This window comes from Butyricicoccus sp. (assembly GCF_050872565.1).
Lineage (GTDB): Bacteria > Bacillota > Clostridia > Oscillospirales > Butyricicoccaceae > Butyricicoccus_A.
This window is the reverse complement of the sequence record NZ_JBNMHC010000387.1, coordinates 1-1,946: the sequence shown is the minus strand read 5'-3', so window position 1 is coordinate 1,946 and position 1,946 is coordinate 1. Positions and strand designations below refer to the sequence as shown.

Here is a 1,946-nt window from a genome sequence, read left to right as displayed (position 1 = left end):
TGCACGCTGCCAAAGCGACTTCTCGCCTGTTTTTGTATCAAGAAGGCAAAGAATATCTGTGTCCCGTCGAAGATATTTACTATTTTGAAGCGATGGACAGAAAAATCATCGCCTTTACCAAGCACGGCTGCATGGAAGCCCGAAACAAATTATATGAACTGGCAGAAACGCTTCACCACAGCGGATTCATTCAAATCAACAAAGGTACGCTGCTCAACGTCCGACAGGCACAATCTGTCCAATCGGAATTTTCCGGCAATTATATCGTGATTCTGCGAGATAACCAGACGCGCCTGACGATTTCCCGCAAGTATTTCAAAGCCTTTCGTGCTTATGTAGAAAAGGAGTTGTGACCTATGAAAAAGTTTAACGTAATGTATCTTTTCAATTATTTGATTACCGGCGTTGCCTTTGCCTCTATTTTCGTTGCCATTGCCATGCTCATCAATTTCGGCATGACAGAACTGCTGAAAAACTTTATCGTCTGGATGATCGGCGGCGGCATCATTGGTCTGCTGTCTCTGATTTACGAAAATGAGCAGCTGTCCACCTTAGGCGCCACGCTGATTCACGCCCCGCTCACCTGCCTGACCGCATTGATCTGCGGCTGGTTCTGTGATTACGGCGACGGCTCTGTTGTTCTCCTCATCACGCGGATGCTGCCGTTTATTCTGATGATCTATATCATCGTGCATGTGGTCTTGTATCTGTTGAACCGTGCCTCCGTCAACCACATCAATCAGCAGCTCAACAAATAATTTTTCCTTCGGACAGACACCTCTTGCCCGGTTCCTGCTTATACTGCGGGCAAGAGGTGAAGGATATATGGTCTGCTGCTGGAAAGTCTTTGGTCTGGCTGCGGCGGCATTCGGACTGGGCTTGCTGCTCGCAGAGCTGCTTCCCGCCTGTCTGCTGCTGCCAATCGCAACGATTTTGCTCATCGCAGCCGGTATTGTCGTACATGGGAACGCATGAAAGGAGTCTGTCCGATGAAAATTGTTGTTATCAAAAGTCCTAAGCTGCTCGCTGGTATTTTGCGTGGGATCTTCGGCATGAAAAACACCTCTTCTGTCTAAAATCCCTCTTGACTTTTGGACTTCTCATTTGCTACAATAATACACATACCGAGTAGCAAAAAGCGTAAATCCAGGTTTCTGGATTTACGCTTTTTTTGTGTTTTATTTTCTAAAAAGTGAGGTCTTCTTGATGGAACAAGACAAAAAAATCAACAAAATGGGAACTTTGCCCGTACCACGGCTGATGCTCTCCATGGGAATCCCCATGATTCTCTCTATGATGCTGCAAGCGTTTTACAACATCGTGGACAGCGCGTTTGTTTCCAACATGGCACAGGACGGCGAAGCCGCCTTAACGGCACTGACGCTCGCCTTCCCTGTTCAGATGCTGCTCGTTGCGCTGGGCGTCGGCACAGGTGTCGGTGCCAATGCGCTGCTGTCACGCACATTGGGCGAAGGAAACCGCGAAAAAGTCAATCGAGTCGCTGGAAATGCAGAATTTTTGTCGTTTATCATCTGTATCGCATCCATTGTATTCGGCATCATTGGTGTGCGCGCGTATGTGCAGTCGCAAAGCAACAACACGCTTGTCATTGACATGGCGATTTCTTACCTGCGCATCTGCTGCTGCATTCCCTTCGGTATGGTGTTCTTCTCCTGCTTTGAAAAGCTGCTGCAAGCCACCGGCAAATCGTTATTTTCTACCATTGCACAAATTGCCGGTGCCGTGACAAACATTATTTTGGATCCTATCTTGATTTATGGACTGCTCGGCTGTCCGGCATTCGGTGTCCGCGGTGCGGCGTATGCGACAGTCATTGGTCAGATTGTCTCCTGTGTTGTCGCTTTGGCCTTTCATCTTGCCGTCAACAAGGAAATCACAAACGGTCTGCGCTATATCAAGCCATCCAAGCGTCTGATTCAGCAGAT

General features: G+C 48.0%; 5 protein-coding genes. All 5 read left to right on the top strand.

Annotated features, from left to right (window positions below; genetic code table 11):
- Window positions 1-353: LytTR family DNA-binding domain-containing protein (locus ACR0P9_RS11695; protein ID WP_432620347.1), on the top strand; the 353-nt coding region annotated here is incomplete at its 5' end.
- A gap of 3 nt (window positions 354-356) precedes the next feature.
- Window positions 357-758, top strand: coding sequence for a DUF3021 domain-containing protein (locus ACR0P9_RS11690; RefSeq protein WP_432620345.1), 402 nt, complete (start codon window positions 357-359; stop codon window positions 756-758).
- Window positions 759-825: 67 nt separating this feature from the next.
- On the top strand, window positions 826-975 hold the full coding sequence (locus tag ACR0P9_RS11685) for a hypothetical protein (protein ID WP_432620343.1): 150 nt from the start codon (window positions 826-828) through the stop codon (window positions 973-975).
- A complete protein-coding gene (gene spoVM / locus ACR0P9_RS11680) occupies window positions 972-1,076 on the top strand; it encodes a stage V sporulation protein SpoVM (RefSeq protein ID WP_432620341.1) in 105 nt (34 codons plus the stop codon). Before ACR0P9_RS11685 ends, spoVM begins: the two co-directional genes overlap by 4 nt.
- A gap of 130 nt (window positions 1,077-1,206) precedes the next feature.
- Window positions 1,207-1,946, top strand: a 740-nt coding sequence (locus ACR0P9_RS11675; RefSeq protein WP_432620339.1) for an MATE family efflux transporter, incomplete at its 3' end; no start/stop codon positions are given.

What these genes read in the sequence shown, in the direction of transcription:
- ACR0P9_RS11690 (WP_432620345.1), top strand. Translation starts at nt 357, where the DNA reads ATGAAAAAGTTTAACGTAATGTATCTTTTCAATTATTTGATTACCGGC.
- ACR0P9_RS11685 (WP_432620343.1), top strand. Translation starts at nt 826, where the DNA reads ATGGTCTGCTGCTGGAAAGTCTTTGGTCTGGCTGCGGCGGCATTCGGA.
- spoVM (WP_432620341.1), top strand. Translation starts at nt 972, where the DNA reads ATGAAAGGAGTCTGTCCGATGAAAATTGTTGTTATCAAAAGTCCTAAG.